Genomic DNA, 18,945 nt, shown 5'->3' with positions numbered 1-18,945 from the left:
GCTCGGCCGGGTCGTGCCCGTACAGCGTGACCGAGTCGAAGGCGGTCGAAAGCCGTTTGGCCTCGGCGTGTTCGGAGATCAGCGATCAGGGGGCCGCTTCGGGTATGGGGTAGTCAAGGAGTTCCGGGCAAACCGTTAGAATTGCGCAAAAGGTGTGCCGGGAAGTCTGGTCGGCATGCGGTTGTGCCGTCGGTCCCTGGAGTGGTGTAGCACGCCGCCTTCTCGTCGACCGACCGAAAGGCTGCACCGTGATCACTCAGGTCCGTTCCGAGCTGGCCCGCTATCTGAGAACCGAAACCTTCGGCGGCGCACTGCTTCTCATCGCCGCGGCCGCAGCGCTCATCTGGGTCAACTCACCGTGGGGCGCGAGCTACACGACCATGGTCGACACCAGGCTCGCCATTCCCGCCCTCCACCTCGACCTCACACTGGCCGACTGGACCAAGGACGGCCTGCTGGCCATCTTCTTCTTCGTGGCCGGGCTGGAGCTCAAACGGGAGCTGGTGGTCGGTGAACTCGCCGACCGCAAACGCGCCACCCTGCCCATCGTGGCCGCCGTCGGTGGCGTGGTGATGCCCGCGCTCATCGCCACCGCCGTCGGCTGGGGCGCGCCGGGCATGGACCGCGGCTGGGCCATCCCGGTCGCCACCGATATCGCCTTCGCGCTGGCCGTGCTCGCCATGACCGGATCGCGGATTCCGGCCGGCGCCCGGGTGTTCCTGCTCAGCCTGGCCGTGGTGGACGACCTGATCGCCATCATCCTGATCGCCGTCCTGTTCACCACCACTCTGAAGATGCTGTGGCTGCTGGTGGCCGTGCTGTGTCTGGCCGGCTGGGCGCTGGCCCAGCGCTTCCGCCTCGGCAGCCCGTTCATCTATGTCCCGCTGGGCCTGATCGCCTGGTACTCACTGCACGAGGCCGGAATTCACGCCACCCTGGCGGGTGTGGCCTGCGGCCTGCTCACCCGGGTGCGCCCGGATCCGGGCGAGGACGAGCACTGCGTACCCGCGGCCCGGCTCGAGCATTTCTTCCAGCCCGTCTCCGCCGCGGTGTGCGTACCCTTGTTCGCGCTGTTCGCCTCGGGCGTTCCGCTGGATGCGAGCGTGCTGTCGAAGCTGTTCACCGACCGGCTGGCGCTGGCCGTCGTCCTGGGCCTGCTGGTCGGCAAGACGGTCGGCATCTTCGGATCCAGTTGGCTCGCCGTACGGCTGGGAATCGCGGAACGACCCGATGATCTCGGTTATCGGGACATGTTCGCCCTGTCGGTACTGGGCGCGATCGGCTTCACCGTTAGCCTCTTGGTGGCAGAACTGGCCTTGGAAGACGTCGGCGACGGGTCGGCCGCAGAGCTCGCGAAAGCGGCGGTGTTGCTCACGTCTTTGGCGGCTTCCCTGGCGGGTTCGGCGCTACTGTTGCGTCGGGGCCGTGCTCACCAGGCACGACGTGACGAGCGGGCACTGCAAAATCAAGAGCGACACCGGACAGTACTACCGGGACATGGAGAAGGGTCGAGCAATTGAGCTTCACACAGGGCGGTAACGGCTACGACGGGAACCGCACCCGCACCGTCACTTCGATTCCGCTGTCCGATGTCGACGCCCATCAGTCGGCGACCTTCGGCACCTTGGTCCGCGACGCGACCGAGCAGATGTCGACCCTGGTACGCGCCGAGGTGGAGCTCGCCAAGGCCGAGGTGACCGGCGAGATCAAGAAGGGCCTGCAGGGCAGCGTCTTCTTCATCCTGGCGCTGACCATCCTGCTGTTCAGCTCCTTCTTCTTTTTCTTCTTCCTCGCCGAACTGCTCGACGTCTGGCTGTACCGCTGGGCCGCGTTCCTGGTGGTGTTCCTACTGATGATCGCGGCGGTCGCGGCCTTCGCGCTGCTGGGCTATCTGAAGGTGCGCAAGCTGCGCGCACCGGAGAAGACCATCGAGTCCCTCAAGGAGGCGAAGAGCGTGCTGCCCAGCGGTTTCGGCCACACCGACGGGGAGACGGCCGAGGTCTCCGTCGAACTCGGCAAGCCCCGGACCTAGACCTTCGATTACGCTCCATCGGCGTGTCGTCGAATCCGCATCCCGATCCGTCCGCAGTCCGCTATGACGGGCCGTGGACCCATCGGGACGTGCACGCCAACGGCATTCGCTTCCACGTGGTCGAGGCCGTGCCCGCCGGGACGGCCTACGCGGACCCGGACATGCCGCTGGTCGTGCTGCTGCACGGCTTCGGCGACTTCTGGTGGTCCTGGCGCCACCAGCTGACCGGGCTGGCCGCGCGCGGCTTCCGCACGGTGGCGGTGGACCTGCGCGGCTACGGCGACACCGACAAGCCACCACGCGGTTACGACGGCTGGACCCTCGCCGGTGACGTCGCCGGCCTGATCCGCGCGCTGGGCCACACCGAGGCGACCCTGGTCGGGCACGCCGAGGGCGGCCTGGTGTGCTGGGCCACCGCCGTACTGCACCCGCGGGTGGTGCGATCCATCGCGCTGATCAGCTCCCCGCATCCGGCGGCGCTGAAGCGGGCGGTGCTGCGCGACAAGCCACAGCGCTCGGCCTGGCTGCCGGACTTCCTGCGCTATCAGGTGCCGCGTGTGCCCGAGGCCCGGCTCACCCGCGACGACGGCATCGCGATCGAACTCCTGCTCCGCGACCGGGCGGGCGAACGCTGGTCGGCCACCGAGGAATTCACCGACACCGCCCGCCGCATGCGCACCGCCATCCGGATCCCCGGCGCGGCGCACTGTGCGCTGGAATATCAGCGCTGGGCCTTCCGCAGCCAGTGGCGGCCCGACGGCCGGCGTTTCATGGCGGCCATGAGCGAACCGGTGCTGGTGCCCACGCTGGCCCTGTACGGCGACCGCGACCGGTACATCCTGCCGGGCACCATCCGCCGCGGCCAGCAGCTCTCGCCGCAGCGCCGGGTGGTGGCCATCCCGGACGCGGGTCACTATGCGCACCAGGAGAATCCGGAGCCGGTGACCGCGGAGATCGCCAAACTGCTGGCCTGACCAGGCTCTCCGATACCGAAAACGGCTCCGGCGAATCATGTTCACCGGGGCCGTTTTTCCGTTCTTCCAGGCTCAGCTCAGCACACAGCTGCCGGTGCCGACCGCCGTCGATTGACCTGCCGCCGAGCTCAGTTCGGGCCGCACCTCGTCGAGGGTGAGCACGTACCCGGTGTCGTCGTCGGTGACCGCCGCGCCGAAAACCACGCCCAGGATCCGGCCGTCGGTGTCCACCAGGGGGCCGCCGGAGTTACCGGCCCGGACCTGGCCGCGAATGGTGTAGACCTCACGCTTCACATCGGCATCGCGGTAGATGTTGGGCCCCTTCAGGTTCAGGGTCTCGCGCACGCGGGCCGCACTGGCGGTGTAGCGCCCGCCGCCCGGGTAACCGAGCACGATGGAGCTCTCCCCCGAGCCGGCGTCGGCCGGAGCCAGGTCCAGCGGCTGCGCGTTCAGGCCCGGCACCGCCAGGATCGCCACATCCTTGGACGAGTCGAACAGCACCACGGTGGCGGGCAGCGACCCGCGCGCGGTGTCCACGCTGACAGTGTTGGTGCCCGCGACCACGTGCGCGTTGGTCATGATGCGCTCCGGGGCCACCACAAAGCCCGAACCCTCCAGCTGCCGTTGGCAACTGGGCGCGATGCCGCGGATGCGCAGCACGCTGCCCTGCAGCTGCTGAGCCACCGGCAGCTGCAGCACGCTCGGATCGGGCGGTTCCACGGCGGTGATCGGGACGTGCCCGAACGGGCCGATGACATCCGGCAGCCCGGAGGTGTTGAGCAGATTGGAGAAGTCGGTCGGCACCCGCCGCAGCCAGTCCGGCGCGACATGGTCGACATTGCGCAGGACCTGGGAGTTGGTGACCGCGGCCGCGATTCCGGGCTGCGAGGAGTTGGTCAGCGGCAGCGCCAGCAGCCACGCGGTGGCCAGCACCGCCACCGCCTGCAGGCCCGCGCCCACCACGCTGTCCACACTGCGGGTGAACGGATCCCGCATGCCGCCGCGCGCGGCCCGCCCGAGCACCATGCCCGCGACCTCGCCGACGATCACCAGCGCCACGATGAGCAGCACGCCCACCAGCACCCGGGTGCGGCCCTCGTCCAGGTGCTTCAGGATGTGCGGCGCGATCAGAATGCCCGCGACCGCACCGAGAATGACGCCCAGGAAGGCGAGCGCCGAAGCGACCGCGCCCTGCCGCCACCCGGAGGTGGCGGCCAGCAGCGCCAGAATGATGATGCCGAGGTCGAGCCAGCCCGAGGCGCTCATAATGTCATCCCTACCGCGGCCAATGCGGCCTGCAGATCACGTACATCGTGATGGTCCCATTCGCGTTCCCACCCGGACACCGCCAGCAATCCGGCGAGCACCCCGGCGGTGAACCCCCACACCAGCATTCCGTCCACGGTGAACGCCGGGCCCATATAGCCCAGTGGATGGCGCACCACGAAACGGTTGGCCGGATCGATGAGCTCGGACAGCGGCACCCGTGCCACGCGGGCGGCCTCCGTCTCGCTCACCACCCCCACCTCGCCGGGGGTGCGCCAATAGGCGACCACCGGCGTCACATCGAACCGCGACGGCGGGACGAAGATCTTGGGCAGCACGGCGATCGGCTCCACACCGGCGGGGTCGAGCCCCGTCTCCTCACGCGCCTCGCGCAGCGCGGTGCTGATCGGGCCGTCGTCCTGCGGCTCCACCCCGCCGCCCGGGAACGCCACCTGGCCGCTGTGCTGACGCAGGGTGGCGGCACGCTGGGTGAGCAGCACGTCGGCATCGGCCGGAAGCCCGCCCGGCGCAGTCGAATCCGGCTCGGGGGAGCCGCCGAAGAGCACCAGCACCGACGCCTCCCGGGCCCGGGTCGCCGCGGCGGCGAAGCGCCGCATCGTGCTGCGGCGCAGCACCGGGTTCACGCCGGTGGGATCGGCCGGGTCGTGCTCGGCCACCCCGCGCAGCCACTCCGGAATGCCGTTGGCAGACGCCTCGAGTCTCATCACCACACCCTTGTCGAAAGATCCACTCGTCCAGCCCTCACGCCCTGATCCCCAATTCGGCCGCGACGGTGGCGGAAATGTCCTCGACGCTGGTGAACGGGCGCACCACGACTTTCGCAACGGTGCCGTCGGCGCGCAACAGCACCGAGATCGGCAGCACGGCGGGCGCGCCGACGGCGGTGCGGACCCTGGCATTCGAATCCTCGACCCCGGGCAGGTGGATGCCGAGCCCACTCAGCCGCGACAGCGCCTTGGCGGTCCCCGGATCGCTGTGCACGGTCAGCACCGTGAGCGCGTTCCCGGCCCGCTGCGAGAACTGTTGCAGCAGCGGCAGTTCCTCCGCGCACGGACCGCACCAGTAGGCCCACAGATTGAGCAGCGCGGGCTTGCCGGCCAGCGCCGCGACCAGATCCACCGGCCGGCCGTCGGCCAGGCAGTCCAGCGTGATGCCGCGCAGCGGGCCGTCGCCGACGGGCGCGCCGGTAGGCACGGGACAGGCGGCCAGCGCCGCCGCGGCCCGATCCGAGTCGGCGACAGCCGGTTCGGCGGGCCCGGTGACCGTGGTCGAGCCGGTCGCGGCGCTCTTGTCGTCGGAGTGAGTGAACTGCGGCCAGAGCGCGACCGCCGCCGCCACGGCGACGATCACCGCCGCCAGCGCCCATCGCCACCCGATGTTGCCTCGCGCCGTCTCGGCGCTCACAGGCCGACCAGCTCGAGAAGATGCTCGGTCTCCGGGCCCTTCACCAGCTTGGCCGCCTCGGTCGGATCGGTCGGTCCCTCCCCGAAGGACGGGCAGTCGTTGGCCAGCAGGCACGCGCCGCACGCGGGCTTGCGCGCATGGCAGACGCGGCGGCCGTGGAAGATCACCCGGTGCGAGAGCATGGTCCAGTCACGGCGTTCGATCAGTTCGCCGACGGCGTGCTCGATCTTGACCGGGTCCTCCTCCGCGGTCCAGCCCCAGCGCCGCACCAGCCGCCCGAAATGGGTATCGACGGTGATGCCCGGGATATCGAAGGCATTGCCGAGGATGACGTTCGCGGTCTTGCGCCCGATGCCGGGCAGGGTGACCAGTTCGCCGAGGGTGTCCGGCAGTTCGCCGTCGAAACGCTCGACCAGTTCCTGGCCCAGCCCGATGAGCGAATTGGCCTTGTTGCGGTAGAAGCCGGTGGGCCGGATGTACTCCTCCAACTCGGCCCGATTGGCTTCGGCGTAATCGCGTGCGCTGCGGTACTTCGCGAACAGCGCGGGCGTGGTGAGGTTCACTCGCACGTCGGTGCACTGCGCGGAAAGAATTGTGGCGACGGCCAATTCGAGGGGCGTAGTGAAATCCAGCTCACAGTGCGCGTCGGGGAACTCGACGGTCATTTCCCGGTACATGCGCCGGGCCCGCCGGACCAGGCCGATCCGAGTCTCTTTGTCGCGCTTGCGCGCTTTGGCCGGACGCGAAAACCGTGGCGCATCCGAGACATCGACCGGAGCCCCGTCAGAGGTCGCTTGAACGCCCGAATTATCCGGGTCTGCCCCGCTCACGGCCGCGTTGGATTCAGAGACACGCACGCCCCCACCTTACGGAACCACCCCTGCCCCACAACCGGGCTGAGTACCCGCCGTGTTCCATCTGAGACCTTCGGCGTGTTTACTGCTGCCTATGCAAGGACTCGCTGTGGTGCTGTTTCCGATAGCGCTGATGCTGTTCGCGTTGGTGATGGAACGGGTCGAGAATCGACTTCGCAAGCTTCTCGAACCAGACCCAGAGGTCCAGCAGTATCTCGATCGAGCCACGAATGCCGAGGTCAGCGATCTGACCAAGCTGGGTTTGCCGGCCGCGGCGGCGCGTCCGCGGCGCGCCCGGCCCGCGGCCAAGGGAATGGACGTCGCACAGGCCAGCTGATCCGCACGGGTCGGTGGTCGAGTGGTCCGGTGGCTTTCAGCTCCGGACCACTTTTTACGATCTTCATGACGCAAGTCTCACGGCGTGTCGTAGATTGCTTGTGAAGCGTGTCGCAAAACCGTCGTTGGGTGTCGCATACTGCGGCTCCGTGTGTCTGAGAATGAGCTGGGCGCGTGGTGTCTATCACTACCCGGCGGTATTGCAAAGTAGACTGCACTGTCGGCCGAGTCGTTTCGGTCCAGGACAGAGCCATTTCCCATAAGGAGCACATTCGTGGACGAGGCCCTCGCCAGAGCAGGCATCTTCCAAGGCGTCGAGCCCACCGCGGTGGCCGCTCTCGCCAAACAGCTGCAGCCCGTTGACTTCCCGCGCGGCCACGTCATCTTCAACGAGGGCGAACCCGGCGACCGGTTGTACATCATCACCTCGGGCAAGGTGAAGATCGGCCGCCGCTCCCCCGACGGTCGTGAGAACCTGCTGACGATCATGGGCCCGTCGGACATGTTCGGCGAGCTCTCGATCTTCGACCCGGGCCCGCGCACCTCGACGGCCACCACCGTCACCGAGGTCCGCGCGGTCACCATGGACCGGGACGCCCTCAAGGCGTGGATCGATCAGCGGCCCGAGATCGCCGAGCAGCTGCTGCGGGTACTCGCCCGCCGCCTGCGCCGCACCAACAACAACCTGGCCGACCTGATCTTCACCGATGTTCCGGGTCGTGTCGCCAAGGCGCTGCTGCAGCTCGCCCAGCGCTTCGGCACCCAGGAGGCGGGCGCGCTGCGCGTGACCCACGACCTCACCCAGGAGGAGATCGCCCAGCTGGTCGGCGCCTCGCGCGAGACCGTGAACAAGGCGCTCGCCGACTTCGCGCACCGCGGCTGGCTGCGGCTCGAGGGCAAGAGCGTGCTGATCTCCGACTCGGAGAGACTGGCCCGCCGCGCTCGCTGAGCGGCGACAGTTACATACGCGAGGCGCGTCGCCACCCCCGTAGCGGTGGCGACGCGCCTCGACGTGTAAAGGACCTCTTTGGATTCTCCGGGGCTTCGCCTCTGAAACCGCTATTCCTGGGAACGCAGGTACGCCAGTTGCGCTTCGACGGAGCTGTGGGCGGCCGGCCAGAGGCGCTTGTCCACATCGGCGTAGACCTCGGCGACGATCTGCAGCGCTCTGGCCTTGGGGCCGAGCTTCTCCACGGCAGCGCGGACCTGGTTCAGGCGCTCCTCGCGGTGGGCGATGTAGTAGCGAATCACCGGTTCGGCGTCGGCGTGGTCGGGACCATGGGCCGGGAGCAGGGTGCGGCCGGCAGCGACCGCCACGAGCCGATTCAGCGAGTCCAGATAGGCCGCCAGCGCGCCGTCCCAGGATTCCAGGACAGTCGTACCACTTCCGAGGACGGTGTCGCCGGTGAGCAGCGCTTGCTCGCCGTCCGGGCCGTCGAGCAGGAAGCTGAGCGAGTCCTCGGTGTGCCCCGCGGTGGCGAGCACGGTGATGCGCAGCCCGGCGACTTCGATGATCTCACCGTCGGTCAGGTGGGTACCCGCGCCGCGCAGGAACTCGGAATCCTTGGCGCGCACCGCGGTTCCGGTGGCCTTGACCAGATGGTCGATGCCGCCGGTGTGGTCGTGGTGCTTGTGGGTGATGAGGGTGAGGGCGATGTTCCCACCGGTCTCGCGCACCAGCGCCTCGGTGTGCGCGCGATCCTTCGGACCCGGGTCCACCACAACGTATTCCGTGGCGCCGGGAGCGCGCAGCAGCCAGGTATTGGTGCCCTGCAATGTCATTCCGCTGGGATTGTCGGCCAGCACGACGGCGGCGGACGGAGTCACTTGCCGCAGTTGCTCGTACGCGGGGTGAGTGAGCGTCATTGTTTCGTCCTAATGCACCGAGCGTGATGCGTCCAGAGTTGAACGCATCACGCTTCCGACTGTGCCCCAAGCATTTCGGGGTTACCGCACCTCGGCGATGAGTTCCACCTCGACCGGGGTGTTCAGGGGCAGCTCGTTGACGCCGACCGCGGAACGGGCGTGCACCCCGGCCTCGCCGAGCACCGCGCCGAGCAGCTCGGACGCGCCGTTGATGACCAGCGGCTGGCTGTTGAAGCCGGACGCGGAGGCCACGAAACCGACGACCTTGACGATGCGCACGACATTGTCGAGGCCGACCAGATCGTGCACGACCGCAAGGGCGTTGAGGGCGGCCAGCTTGGCCATCTCCGCGCCCTGCTCGACGGTGACCTCGGCGCCGAGTTTGCCGGTCAGTGGCAGCTCGCCGTTCACGAACGGCAACTGCCCGGAGGTGTAGACGTAGTTGCCGGACCGGACGCCGGGCACGTACACCGCGACCGGCTTCGGAGCCGGCGGCAGTTCGAGCCCGAGCTCCTTCAGGTTCTCGGCCCAGGACATCAGCTCTTCGCCCGCTTCAGGTAGGCGACGTGCTGTTCACCGGTCGGTCCGGGCAGCACCGTGACGAGTTCCCAGCCGTCGGAACCCCACTGGTCCAGAATGGCCTTGGTGGCATGGGTCAACAGGGGCACCGTCGCGTACTCCCACACGGTCACATCACTCATGCGCTGAGACTAGCCCCGGCCGGCTTCCCCCAGTTCCCCAGGCCCGCCGACTACGCTGCGGGATCAGGAAATACGAGTTTCCAGAGTGGTGTATCAGACAGTTGCCGAGTCCTGTGGGCAGGAATTCGGAACGAGTTATAGGCTCGCGAGCGTGGGAGTACCGATAGCAGTGCCCGTTTCGGTTGAGCCGGGGGTCGAAGCAGGTTGGCCGGAGCGGGCGGACAAGGCCCGCCTGCACTACGTTTCCGGGAAGGGGGGCACCGGGAAGTCGACCGTCGCCGGGGCACTGGCACTGGCACTGGCCGCCGGGGGGCGCCGGGTGCTGCTGGTCGAGGTCGAGGGCAGACAGTCCATTGCCCAGCTGTTCGATCTCCCGCCCTTGCCGCCCACCGAGACTCGGATCGCCACCGCGGACGGCGGCGGCGAGGTGATGGCGCTGGCCCTCGATGTCGAGCACGCCTTCCTCGAGTACCTCGACATGTTCTACAACCTGGGCTTCGCCGGGCGCGCCATGCGCCGGGTGGGCGCCATCGAGTTCGTCACCACCATCGCGCCGGGCCTGCGCGACGTGATCCTCACCGGCAAGATCAAGGAATGCGCGGTGCGCGCCGACAAGTCCGGCAAGCCCGCCTACGACGAGATCGTCATCGACGCGCCCCCGACCGGCCGCATCGCCAGCTTCCTCGACGTCACCCAGGCCATGGCCGAGATCGCCGGCGGCGGTCCCATCGCCGCGCAGGCCGAGGGCGTGTCCAAGCTGCTGCACTCCGAGCAGACCATGATCCACCTGGTCACGCTGCTGGAGGCACTGCCGGTGCAGGAAACCGCCGACGCCGTCGCCGAACTCACCGCCAACGACCTGAATATCGGGACGGTCATCGTGAATCGGGCGAGCGAGGGCTACCTGCCGCGTTCGGTGCGCGAACAGGCCGCGCAGGGCACGGTCGACATCGACGCCCTGCGGGCCGGACTGACCGAGGCCGGGATCAGCCTGTCCGAGACCGATTTCGAGGGCCTGGTCGCCGAGACCGTGGAACATTCCGCGCGGCTGGCCGCCCAGGACGAGAGCGCCGCCGAACTGGCCCAGCTCGACATCTCGCGGCTGTACCTGCCGTCGCTGACCGACGGCATGGATCTGGGCGGGCTCTACGAGCTGGCCGAAGTCTTGAGCGCGCAGGGGGTTCGCTAGTCATGGTCGTTCCGGCAGGCACTGTGCCCCTGGATATTTCGAAGATCCTCGCGGATCCGTCGGCCCGCATCGTGGTGTGCTGCGGCTCCGGCGGCGTCGGCAAGACCACCACGGCCGCGGCCATCGCGCTGCGCGCCGCCGAGTCGGGCCGCAAGGTCGTGGTGCTCACCATCGACCCGGCGCGCCGGCTGGCCCAGTCGCTGGGCGTGAGCGATCTCGGAAACGCCCCGCAGAAGGTCGAACTCGGGCCCGAGGCCAAGGGCGAGCTGTTCGCCATGATGCTGAACATGCGCCGCACCTTCGACGACATGGTGCTCGAGCACACCAGCCCGGACAAGGCCGAGCAGATCTTCGCCAACCCGATCTACCAGACAGTCGCGTCCTCCTTCGGTGGCACCCAGGAGTACATGGCGATGGAGAAGCTCGGGCAGCTGGCGTCCAAGCGAGAGTGGGACCTGATCGTGGTCGACACCCCGCCCTCCCGCAATGCCCTGGACTTCCTGGACGCGCCGAAGCGGCTGGGCAACTTCCTCAACGGCAAGATGATCCGGGTCATCATGGCCCCGGGCCGCGGGGTCGGGAGGTTCGTGGCGGGCGCCATGAGCCTGGCGCTGCGCGGCGTCTCGACCATCGTCGGCGGTCAATTGCTCAAAGACGCCAGTGTCTTCTTGCAGTCACTGGAGTCCATGTTCGGCGGCTTCCAGGATCGCGCGGACCGCACCTACGCCATGCTGTCGCGGCCGGGCACCCACTTCCTGGTGGTGGCCGCGGCCGAGCCGGACGCGCTGCGCGAGGCGAGCTTCTTCGTCGATCGGCTCTCGACCGACCGGATGCCGCTGGCCGGCCTGGTACTGAACCGGACCCACCCGGTGCTGAGCGGCCTGTCCGCGGAGGAGGCGCAGGTCGCCGCGGACCGGCTCGCGCCGGAGACCGCGACCAACGGCGCGACGCCGGAACCCGAGGCGGATACCCCGGAGGCCCTGGCCGCCGCGGTACTGCGCATCCACGCCCACCGGGCCGCCACCGCCAAGCGGGAACAGCATCTGCTGCACCGCTTCACGGGCGCGCACCCGAGCGTCCCGATCATCGCGGTCACCGCGCTGCCGTTCGAGGTCGCCGACCTGGAAGCACTGCGTGCGGTGGGTGATCAGCTGGTCGAGGCGGGCGTGAAGTCCGCCTGACCGAGTCGGGCAGTTCGACCCTTTGGTTTGAAATGCCCGATCCAACCCCGGACACGGATCGAGCCCGCTTTCGCGGGCTCGATCCGTTCTGCTTATAGGGGGGATCTAGGTAAGGGATACTCGGTTACATCGCTACCTTCTGTGATCGCTGGACGCGGAAGAAGTCCGCCCAACTCGTCACCTCCGGATGCTGCTTGAGCAGCGCACGGCGCTGCCGCTCGGTCATGCCGCCCCACACTCCGAACTCGACACGGTTGTCCAGGGCATCCGCCCCGCACTCCATCAGCACCGGGCAGTGCCGGCAGATGGTCGCCGCTTTGCGCTGCGCTGCGCCACGCACGAACAGCTGGTCGGGATCCACTTCCTTGCATCGGGCCTGGGAAACCCAGGCGATTCTCGCTTCGGCCTGCTCCACGTCCAATCGAGCGATCGGGGTAGTCATGTGCATTTGGTGTGCCCCTTTGCAGTCCGAACACCGGGTCACGGCGCTCCAGAATCGCGAGTGCAGCGCGCAGTTACCCAACCCCACTGCGTTCTGCACCACATTCCACTTTGAGTGTTAGCTCTATCACACTGGGTTCTCAATCTAGGTAAAGGTGTGCGGCCTGCGCAAGACCGTCCCGAGATTTTCTGGTACGTCCGTCCACGCATTCGTTGCCCGGAACCGGGCAGTCCGTCTCTTTTAGGACGAATGAACACCCCGCCGGGCGAACACCGAGTGTCCGCGAGGCCAATTAGGCTAGGGCCCGTGCCGATCACACGAACGCTCTGGAGACTGGCAGGCGCGTGCGTCTTGGCCGCCGTGTTGCTCGCCGGTTTGCTGTTCCCGCTCGCCGGTGGCTTCGGGTTCATCTCCAACCGAGCAGCGGACGCCGTCGACAATGTCTCCGCCGAACTCGTCGAGGGCAGTGTGCCCGCCGTCTCGACCATGGTGGATGCGAATGGAACACCGTTCGCCTGGCTGTACGAGCAGCGCCGCTTCGAGGTCCCCAGCGAGAAGATCTCCAATGACATGAAACTGTCCCTGGTCTCGGTGGAGGACAAGCGCTTCGCCGACCACCACGGTGTGGACTGGCAGGGCACCTTCCGCGCCTTCCTGACCAACACGTCGGGCGGCCAGGTCTCCCAGGGTGGCTCCACCATCGACCAGCAGTATGTGAAGAACTACCTGCTGCTCGTCGTGGCCAAGACCGACGCCGAACGCCGGGCCGCCACGGAGACCACCCCCGCCCGCAAGATCCGCGAGATCCGGATGGCGCTGACCCTGGACAAGCGGCTCACCAAGGACGAGATCCTCACCCGGTATCTCAACCTGGTGCCGTTCGGCAACGGCTCCTACGGCATCCAGGACGCCGCGCAGACCTACTTCGGTGTGGACGCCAAGGATCTGAACGTCGTGCAGTCGGCCATGCTCGCCGGCATGGTGCAGTCCAGCTCCAAGCTGAACCCGTACACCAACCCCACGGGCGTGCTGGAGCGCCGGAACACCGTGCTGGACACGCTGATCCAGAATGTGCCCAATCGCGCCGACGAGTACCGCAAGGCCAAGGAATTGCCCCTCGGCGTGCTGCCCGAGCCCAAGGGCCTGCCGCGCGGCTGCATCGCGGCCAATGATCGCGGCTTCTTCTGCGACTACGCGATGCAGTACCTGAACAACGCCGGCATCAGCCGCGATCAGCTCGAGAAGGGCGGCTACCTGATCCGCACCACGCTGGACCCGGCGGTCCAGGACCAGGTGCGCGACTCGCTGGCCGCCAACACCAACCCGAACCTGGACGACATCGCCGAGGTCATGAATATCGTGGCGCCCGGCCAGGATTCGCATCCGGTGCTGGCCATGGGCTCGAGCCGCGTCTACGGCCTGGACGCCAACGCGCATCAGACCGTGCAGCCGCAGCCGTACTCGATGGTCGGTGACGGCGCGGGCTCGATCTTCAAGATCTTCACCACGGCCGCGGCCATGGAGAAGGGCCTGGGCATCAATGCCACGCTGGATGTCCCGGCGTTCTTCTCGGCCAAGGGCATGGGTAATTCCGGGACGCCGGGCTGCCCGCCGGAGACCTACTGCGTGAAGAACGCGGGCAACTACGCGGGCTCGATGTCGGTGACGCAGGCGCTGGCGACCTCGCCGAACACGGCCTTCGTCAAGCTGATCCAGGCCGTCGGGGTGCAGCCGACCGTCGATATGGCGGTGCGCCTGGGCATGCGTTCCTACACCCAGCCCGGCACCTCCGGCCACGGCAACCAGAGCCTGGCCGACATGATCAAGGACCAGAACCTGGGCTCGTTCACCCTGGGCCCGGTGGCGATCAACCCCCTCGAACTGTCGAATGTGGCCGCCACGCTGGCCTCCAGCGGCAAGTGGTGCCCGCCCACCCCGATCAAGGAGGTGGTGGACCGCAACAACAAGCAGGTGCCGCTGACCCAGCAGGCGTGTGAGCAGGTGGTGGATCCGGGCCTGGCCAACACTCTCGCCAATGCCCTGAGCCAGGACGTGGTGAGCGGCACCGGTGCCGGTTCGGCGCACTCGGTGGGCTGGAACGTCCCAACCTCGGCCAAGACGGGCACCACCGAGACCCACCGGTCCTCGGCCTTCCTGGCCTTCACCAACTCCTTCGCCGGGGCCAGCTACATCTACGGCGACAGCCCGACGCCGGGCGAGATCTGCTCGTTCCCGCTCCGCAGCTGTGGCAGCGGAAACCTGTACGGCGGTAATGAACCCGCTAAAACCTATCTGGGCGCGATGAAGAACGTGCTCGACCGCTTCCCGCCGGCGGCGCTGCCACCGCTGGACGACAAGTACGTTCGCGGATCGAACAATTCGCAGATCCCGGATGTGATCGGCATGTCCCAGGCGGAGGCCACCTCCACCCTGGTCGGGGCGGGCTTCCAGGTGTCGGTGACGACGCAGCCGGGCGCGAACAAGGGGACGGTCATGAACGTCTCGCCGAACGGGTCGGCCATCCCAGGCTCGGTGATCACGCTCTACGTGAGCGACGGCAGTCAGATCCCGGCGCCCGCGCCGAACGCGCCGCCCACGGTGCCGGGCTTGCCGAGCATTCCCCTCCCGCAGCTGCCGCCGATCCCGATTCCCATCCCGATCCCGCGGTAGGCAATCTCGCGGTAGGCAAAGGAAAGGCCCGGAGTGATTCACTCACTCCGGGCCTTTCGTATTAATAAGACAGCGTCAGAGTCGTGCCTTCACGGCGGCGGAGATCCGCGACCCGTCCGCGCGCCCGGCGGCGAGCGCCGTCGCGGCCTTCATGACCTGACCCATCTGCTTCATGCCCGGCCGCTCCCCCAGCTGCTCGGCGACGTCGGCGATGGCGGTGTCGGCGATGTCACCCACCTCGGCATCGGTGAGCTGGGTGGGCAGGTACTCGTCGATGATCGATTCCTCGGCGCGCTCGTTGGCGGCCAGTTCGCCACGCCCGGCCTGCTCGTAGACGACGGCGGCCTCATTGCGCTTCTTCGCCTCCTTCTGCAGGACGGCGATGATCTCCGCGTCGGAAAGCTCACGGGCCTCGGGTCCGGCGACTTCCGCGTTCTGAACGGCGGACAGCAGCATCCGCAGGGTGGCCAGCCGCAGCGTGTCCTTGCTCTTCATCGCGGTGGTCATGTCCGACCGCAGCTTGGATTTGAGTTCCGACATGAGCGACACGGTACGAGGGACTTCTATCGTGGTCCAGCTCATTTGACTCGATGTTTCTCCGCCGGGTCGCCTATTCTGGGCAAATGCCCGTCTTCTCGACCTCCGCCCTCAGCCGTGCCGCACTCGGAGCCGCCGGGGCCGCGGTCGCCGGAATCGGATACGCGACGCTCATCGAGCGCAATGCCTTCACGCTGCGTGAGGCGACGCTACCGGTGCTGGAACCGGGCAAGCCCTCCCTACGGGTGCTGCACATCAGCGACCTGCACATGATGCCCGGGCAGCAGTTGAAGCAGGCCTGGCTGCGGGAGCTGGACCGGCTGGAGCCGGATCTGGTGGTGAACACCGGGGACAACCTCTCGCACCAGAAGTCGGTGCCCGCCGTGGTGCAGTCGCTGGGAGGATTGCTCGCGCGTCCCGGCATCTTCGTGTTCGGCTCGAACGATTACTTCGCTCCGGTGCCGAAGAACCCGTTCAAGTACTTCAACAAGGACCACAAGCGGGTCTACGGTGATCCGCTGCCCTGGCAGGATCTGCGGGCCGCGTTCACCGAGCGGGGCTGGCTGGATCTGACGCATGTGCGCCGCGACATCGAGGTCGCCGGGGTGCGGATCTCGACCGCGGGCGTGGACGATCCGCATCTGCAGCGGGACCGTTACGACACCGTGGCGGGTGCGCCGAATCCGCTGGCGGACTTGAGCATCGGACTCACCCACTCGCCGGAGCCGCGGGTGCTGGACCGATTCGCGGCCGACGGCTACGACCTGGTGATGGCGGGCCACACCCACGGTGGACAGCTGTGCCTGCCGGGCTTCGGCGCCCTGGTGACCAACTGCGGGATCGACCGCGCCCGGGTGAAGGGCGCCTCGCGCTGGGGCGCGCACACCCGGCTGCATGTGTCGGCGGGTCTGGGGACCTCGCCCTGGGCTCCGTACCGGTTCTGCTGCCGCCCGGAGGCGACGCTGCTGACGCTGGTCGGCGCGCCGCCGAAGAAGCCGGTCGCCGAGTCGGGGCGGGGTCGCACCGCGTCGTCGGAGGCTGTCGCGCGGTGAGCGCCCGCCGCGATATACAGCGCGGTATGTAGTCGTCAGTCAGGGGGCAACCGTGACCAGTGGAAACGACCACAGCAACGAGCCCGGCCGTCCGGAACCCGATCCGGACTGGTGGCAGGGTGTGCCCGGGCAGGATCAGACCTGGCAGCGGCCGCAACCGTCGCCGCAGCCGGGTTATGGTGCGCCGCAACCCGATCCGGGCTGGCAGCAGCCCGGCTACGGGCAGCCGCAGCCGACGACCCCGCTCACCGGCGGTCCGTACGGTCAGCCCTATCCGCCCGGTCCCGCCCAGTACCCGCCGACCCAGGCGTTCGGCGCGCCGCAGGGCTACGGCCAGCAACCCGGCTATGGCCAGCAGCCGCCCTATCCCCCGCCGCCCGGTGGCGGCAACCGCCGGGTATGGCTGTTCGCCGGTGTCGGCGTACTGGTACTGGCGATCATCGCCGCGGTGGTGGTCGTGGCGCTGGTGCACCGGAACTCGAACGACGCCTCGGCGAAGTCGAACACCACGCCGTCGCTGATCAGCGCGCTCACTTCGACCGCGGCCAAGCCCACCCAGTCGGGCCGGCCGACGACCGCCAGGACCACCGCCCCGAAGGCGACCAGCACGCCCGCCGCGGTGATCCCCGGGTACCAGGTGGTCACGATCACGGACAACGGTGCGGCATACGACATTCCGCAGGGCTGGAAGGTGGACGGCACCGGACAGAGCACCTTCGGTAGCGGCGCGGACAGCATTCCGGTGGCCGGGCTGGCGCAGGACGGCATCGAGTACTGCCCGAAGTACGTGCGCACCAACATCTTTCTGACCCAGTCCGACGAGACGGATCCGGCGCGGGCGGCGGCCGACATCGGCACCCGGATGGGCCGCATCGGCTGGTCCACGTCGACGGGTGCGACGCCCGGCGCGGCGGAGTCCTTCCAGTCCTCGGACGGGCAGCTGCAGGGCATCTACATGGAGACCAAGGGCGCTGCCCCAGCTCCGGCGGCGGGCTGTGCCTCGACGTATTCGGTCTACACCTTCGCCTTCCCCGGCGACAGCGGCGCTTTCGTGTTCACCATCGCCGCGGACACCGGGGTGGACCAGTCCGTGGACGCGACCCTGGCGAGGAAGATTCTCGCCAGTATCCGCCCGATCCAGTAGGCGGCACGACTCGTCACAGGGGGTCCGACGATGAGCGGTGAAACCGACGGCCAGGACGTCGATCCGGAGAAGACGACGTCCAGCGGGGACTGGTGGCAGGGGCCGGTGCACGAACGGCCCCAGCCCAGCCCGTCGCCCCCATATCACCAGCCGAGCCCGAACCCCCAAGCCTCCGGGCCGAATCCGATCCCGGGGCCCGGTCCGGCCTCGGGTCCTGGACCGTGGCCGGGCCCGTACCAGTCGGGGCCCAACCCCTACCAGTCCCCGCCCTATCGGTCCGGGCCGAATCCCGTTCCGCCGAGCGCGAATTCGTACAGCGGCGCGTCGCCCTTCGCCGGGCAACCGGGCGGCTTCGGGCCCCCGCCGGGCGGCAATCGCGGGCGGGTGTGGCTGCTGGCGGGCGTGGGCGCGCTCGTGGTGGCGATCGTGGCCGTCGTGGCGATCGTGATCGTGATGCGCGATTCCGGCAAAGGCCCCACCCCGACCGCCGCGAAGCCCCCCTCGATCACCAGCGCGCCCGCCACCACGCCGCGCACCACCACGACCCCGGCGTCCACCCTGACTCCCCAGATTCCCGGCTATCAGGTCGACGTGCCCAAGGACCTGAAGGCCGCGTGGGACATCCCCAGCGACTGGAAGACCGATCTGACCGCCACCACCTACGGGAACGGCACCGACAGCATTCCCGCAGCGGGCTTCGCGGAGGAGGGCTCGGACTACTGCCCGAGCAATGTGCGGAGCACCATGTTCCTGTCCACCTCGGATATCTCCGACGCGACCGCGGCGGCCACCGATGTGGGTGCGCATGCCGCCCGCATCGGCTACACCACCAAGACCTCGCTCACCGCGGGCACCGCCCAACCCCTCGACACCAGCGACGGCCAGCTGCACGGCACCTTCCTGGAGACCAGCGGCGGCTTCACCGCTCCCGCGGGATGCGCCACCGGCTATTCGGTCTACACCTTCGCCCTCAGCGTGGGCGCCGGCAAGGGTTCGCTGGTGCTGGTGATCCTCGCCGACACGGGCGTGGATCGCTCGGTCACGGCCGATTTCGCGCGTAGGCTGTTCGCCACTTTTCGCCTGCTTTAGCCCACCTGACCAGCAGATTTAACGTCTGGACCACGGGTGCGCTAAGCTACTGCAGGTTCGCTTCACGGGGTGTGGCGCAGCTTGGTAGCGCGCTTCGTTCGGGACGAAGAGGTCGCAGGTTCAAATCCTGTCACCCCGACTGTGTGGTTGAGACACAACTCGGAGGGCCCTGACCAGTACATCTGGT

General features: G+C 68.2%; 20 protein-coding genes and 1 tRNA gene. 12 read left to right on the top strand and 9 right to left on the bottom strand.

Annotated features, from left to right (window positions below; all coding sequences use genetic code 11):
* Positions 1–251: 251 nt before the first annotated feature.
* The 3 genes from nhaA to AB0L60_RS31965 are packed head-to-tail and all read left to right on the top strand — an operon-like array spanning position 252 to position 3,006.
* A complete protein-coding gene (gene nhaA, locus AB0L60_RS31975) occupies positions 252–1,520 on the top strand; it encodes a Na+/H+ antiporter NhaA (protein WP_364621597.1) in 1,269 nt (422 codons plus the stop codon).
* Positions 1,517–2,032: a phage holin family protein gene (locus tag AB0L60_RS31970; RefSeq protein WP_364621568.1), complete on the top strand. Its 516-nt coding sequence runs from the start codon at positions 1,517–1,519 to the stop codon at positions 2,030–2,032. Before nhaA ends, AB0L60_RS31970 begins: the two co-directional genes overlap by 4 nt.
* 23 nt (positions 2,033–2,055) lie before the next feature.
* Positions 2,056–3,006: an alpha/beta hydrolase gene (locus tag AB0L60_RS31965; RefSeq protein ID WP_364621565.1), complete on the top strand. Its 951-nt coding sequence runs from the start codon at positions 2,056–2,058 to the stop codon at positions 3,004–3,006.
* A gap of 72 nt (positions 3,007–3,078) precedes the next feature.
* Here the strand turns inward: AB0L60_RS31965 and AB0L60_RS31960 are convergent, their stop codons facing one another.
* From AB0L60_RS31960 to nth, 4 genes are read right to left on the bottom strand one after another with little or no spacing between them, the layout of a single operon-like run.
* The gene (locus tag AB0L60_RS31960) at positions 3,079–4,272 is read right to left on the bottom strand and encodes a MarP family serine protease (RefSeq protein ID WP_364621562.1); all 1,194 of its coding nucleotides are present in this window, start codon (positions 4,270–4,272) and stop codon (positions 3,079–3,081) included.
* On the bottom strand, positions 4,269–4,997 hold the full coding sequence (locus AB0L60_RS31955; protein WP_354839068.1) for a CoA pyrophosphatase: 729 nt from the start codon (positions 4,995–4,997) through the stop codon (positions 4,269–4,271). Before AB0L60_RS31955 ends, AB0L60_RS31960 begins: the two co-directional genes overlap by 4 nt.
* Before the next feature lie 37 nt (positions 4,998–5,034).
* Positions 5,035–5,697: a TlpA disulfide reductase family protein gene (locus tag AB0L60_RS31950; RefSeq protein WP_364621559.1), complete on the bottom strand. Its 663-nt coding sequence runs from the start codon at positions 5,695–5,697 to the stop codon at positions 5,035–5,037.
* Complete coding sequence (gene nth, locus AB0L60_RS31945; RefSeq protein ID WP_364621594.1) at positions 5,694–6,374, bottom strand: endonuclease III; 681 nt, start codon at positions 6,372–6,374, stop codon at positions 5,694–5,696. The genes AB0L60_RS31950 and nth overlap by 4 nt, the downstream gene beginning before the upstream one ends.
* Before the next feature lie 286 nt (positions 6,375–6,660).
* Between nth and AB0L60_RS31940 the strand changes: the two genes are divergently transcribed.
* Positions 6,661–6,888, top strand: coding sequence for a hypothetical protein (locus AB0L60_RS31940; RefSeq protein ID WP_081986109.1), 228 nt, complete (start codon positions 6,661–6,663; stop codon positions 6,886–6,888).
* A 273-nt stretch (positions 6,889–7,161) separates the two neighbouring features.
* Positions 7,162–7,836 carry a Crp/Fnr family transcriptional regulator gene (locus tag AB0L60_RS31935; RefSeq protein ID WP_019044571.1) on the top strand — a complete coding sequence of 225 codons (675 nt, stop codon included), beginning with the start codon at positions 7,162–7,164 and terminating at the stop codon, positions 7,834–7,836.
* A gap of 110 nt (positions 7,837–7,946) precedes the next feature.
* Here the strand turns inward: AB0L60_RS31935 and AB0L60_RS31930 are convergent, their stop codons facing one another.
* From AB0L60_RS31930 to AB0L60_RS31920, 3 genes are all read right to left on the bottom strand, one after another.
* Positions 7,947–8,753 (bottom strand): MBL fold metallo-hydrolase, encoded by an 807-nt coding sequence (locus tag AB0L60_RS31930; RefSeq protein ID WP_364621555.1) that lies wholly within the window; start codon positions 8,751–8,753, stop codon positions 7,947–7,949.
* Positions 8,754–8,834: 81 nt separating this feature from the next.
* Positions 8,835–9,290 carry a RidA family protein gene (locus AB0L60_RS31925; protein ID WP_357000552.1) on the bottom strand — a complete coding sequence of 152 codons (456 nt, stop codon included), beginning with the start codon at positions 9,288–9,290 and terminating at the stop codon, positions 8,835–8,837.
* Positions 9,290–9,454, bottom strand: coding sequence for a DUF4177 domain-containing protein (locus AB0L60_RS31920; RefSeq protein ID WP_085996654.1), 165 nt, complete (start codon positions 9,452–9,454; stop codon positions 9,290–9,292). The genes AB0L60_RS31925 and AB0L60_RS31920 overlap by 1 nt, the downstream gene beginning before the upstream one ends.
* 169 nt (positions 9,455–9,623) lie before the next feature.
* On the opposite strand from AB0L60_RS31920, the gene AB0L60_RS31915 reads away from it, so the two are divergent.
* Positions 9,624–10,643, top strand: coding sequence for an ArsA-related P-loop ATPase (locus AB0L60_RS31915; RefSeq protein WP_364621551.1), 1,020 nt, complete (start codon positions 9,624–9,626; stop codon positions 10,641–10,643).
* Between the two features lie 2 nt (positions 10,644–10,645).
* Entirely contained in the window at positions 10,646–11,824 is a 1,179-nt protein-coding gene (locus tag AB0L60_RS31910; RefSeq protein ID WP_364621549.1) for an ArsA family ATPase, read from the top strand.
* 124 nt (positions 11,825–11,948) lie between these two features.
* Here the strand turns inward: AB0L60_RS31910 and AB0L60_RS31905 are convergent, their stop codons facing one another.
* Positions 11,949–12,272: a WhiB family transcriptional regulator gene (locus AB0L60_RS31905; protein WP_033089817.1), complete on the bottom strand. Its 324-nt coding sequence runs from the start codon at positions 12,270–12,272 to the stop codon at positions 11,949–11,951.
* Between the two features lie 300 nt (positions 12,273–12,572).
* Between AB0L60_RS31905 and AB0L60_RS31900 the strand changes: the two genes are divergently transcribed.
* Positions 12,573–14,936 (top strand): transglycosylase domain-containing protein, encoded by a 2,364-nt coding sequence (locus tag AB0L60_RS31900; RefSeq protein WP_364621546.1) that lies wholly within the window; start codon positions 12,573–12,575, stop codon positions 14,934–14,936.
* A 75-nt stretch (positions 14,937–15,011) separates the two neighbouring features.
* Here AB0L60_RS31900 and AB0L60_RS31895 read toward each other — a convergent pair whose 3' ends face one another.
* Entirely contained in the window at positions 15,012–15,476 is a 465-nt protein-coding gene (locus AB0L60_RS31895) for a GatB/YqeY domain-containing protein (protein ID WP_354839043.1), read from the bottom strand.
* A gap of 83 nt (positions 15,477–15,559) precedes the next feature.
* Here AB0L60_RS31895 and AB0L60_RS31890 point away from each other — a divergent pair, with 83 nt between their 5' ends.
* The 4 genes from AB0L60_RS31890 to AB0L60_RS31875 all read left to right on the top strand — a co-directional run bounded on the left by AB0L60_RS31890 (position 15,560) and on the right by AB0L60_RS31875 (position 18,897).
* On the top strand, positions 15,560–16,525 hold the full coding sequence (locus AB0L60_RS31890) for a metallophosphoesterase (RefSeq protein ID WP_364621542.1): 966 nt from the start codon (positions 15,560–15,562) through the stop codon (positions 16,523–16,525).
* A gap of 52 nt (positions 16,526–16,577) precedes the next feature.
* Positions 16,578–17,669, top strand: coding sequence for a hypothetical protein (locus tag AB0L60_RS31885; RefSeq protein ID WP_364621540.1), 1,092 nt, complete (start codon positions 16,578–16,580; stop codon positions 17,667–17,669).
* Between the two features lie 30 nt (positions 17,670–17,699).
* Positions 17,700–18,758 carry a hypothetical protein gene (locus AB0L60_RS31880; protein ID WP_364621537.1) on the top strand — a complete coding sequence of 353 codons (1,059 nt, stop codon included), beginning with the start codon at positions 17,700–17,702 and terminating at the stop codon, positions 18,756–18,758.
* A gap of 65 nt (positions 18,759–18,823) precedes the next feature.
* A tRNA-Pro gene (locus AB0L60_RS31875) sits at positions 18,824–18,897 on the top strand.
* Positions 18,898–18,945 lie beyond the last annotated feature (48 nt).

The sequence above is a fragment of the Nocardia sp. NPDC051981 genome (genome assembly GCF_040680715.1).
GTDB lineage: Bacteria > Actinomycetota > Actinomycetes > Mycobacteriales > Mycobacteriaceae > Nocardia.
This window is presented reverse-complemented; position numbering and strand designations above follow the sequence as displayed.